The 1,381-nt window shown below is 57.6% G+C and carries 1 protein-coding gene; it reads right to left on the bottom strand.

Features of this window, described 5'->3' with window-relative positions:
- Window positions 1-1,381, bottom strand: a 1,381-nt coding sequence (locus tag BM123_RS23725) for a DUF11 domain-containing protein (protein WP_139212089.1), incomplete at both ends; no start/stop codon positions are given.

Here is a 1,381-nt window from a genome sequence, read left to right on the forward strand (position 1 = left end):
TGCTCAACGGGGATGTCCACGTTGTCCTCATCATCGTCGTCGCCGCTGCCGTCGCCGTCTTCGTCCGTCTCAGGACCCGTAGTCGGGTCAGAGTCGACGTCGTCGCCGTCGTCTTCGGTGATCTCGGCTGCGTTGTTCAGGCTCGTGCCCTGGAACGTAGCGTCGATGGTGTAAGTCAGTACGATGGTCTGCGTCTCACCCTGGGCAAGAGCAGCGATCGTGTAAACCGTTGGAGATACTTCCGTTACCGCAACACCGTCAGCATCAGAGCTCACGAAGGTCAGACCCTCCTGTGGAGTATCCGTTACTTCGATACCAGCAGCGTTCAGGCTACCGTCGTTCGTGATCGTCAGTGTGTACTCTACCGTAGAACCTTGCGTGTAAGGACCAGCAGAAGTTACTGCTTTGCTCAGCTCAAGGTCGTAGACCTGCTCAACGGGGATGTCCACGTTGTCCTCATCATCGTCGTCGCCGCTGCCGTCGCCGTCTTCGTCCGTCTCAGGACCCGTAGTCGGGTCAGAGTCAACGTCATCGCCGTCGTCTTCGGTGATCTCGGCTGCGTTGTTCAGGCTAGTGCCCTGGAACGTAGCGTCGATGGTGTAAGTCAGTACGATGGTCTGCGTCTCACCCTGGGCAAGAGCAGCGATCGTGTAAACCGTTGGGGATACTTCCGTTACCGCAACACCGTCAGCATCAGAGCTTACGAAGGTCAGACCCTCCTGTGGAGTATCCGTCACCTCGATACCAGCAGCGTTCAGGCTACCGTCGTTCGTGATCGTCAGTGTGTACTCTACCGTAGAACCTTGCTGGTAAGGACCGGCAGAAGTTACTGCTTTGCTCAGCTCAAGGTCGTAGACCTGCTCAACAGGGATGTCCACGTTGTCCTCATCATCGTCGTCGCCGCTGCCGTCGCCGTCTTCGTCCGTCTCAGGACCAGTCGTCGGGTCAGAGTCGACGTCGTCGCCGTCGTCTTCGGTGATCTCGGCTGCGTTGTTCAGGCTCGTGCCCTGGAACGTAGCGTCGATGGTGTAAGTCAGTACGATGGTCTGCGTCTCACCCTGGGCAAGAGCAGCGATCGTGTAAACCGTTGGGGATACTTCCGTTACCGCAACACCGTCAGCATCAGAGCTTACGAAGGTCAGACCCTCCTGTGGAGTATCCGTCACCTCGATACCAGCAGCGTTCAGGCTACCGTCGTTCGTGATCGTCAGTGTGTACTCTACCGTAGAACCTTGCTGGTAAGGACCGGCAGAAGTTACTGCTTTGCTCAGCTCAAGGTCGTAGACCTGCTCAACGGGGATGTCCACGTTGTCCTCATCATCGTCGTCGCCGCTGCCGTCGCCGTCTTCGTCCGTCTCAGGACCCGTAGTCGGGTCAGAGT

This window comes from Neolewinella agarilytica, from assembly GCF_900110645.1.
Taxonomy (GTDB): domain Bacteria; phylum Bacteroidota; class Bacteroidia; order Chitinophagales; family Saprospiraceae; genus Neolewinella; species Neolewinella agarilytica.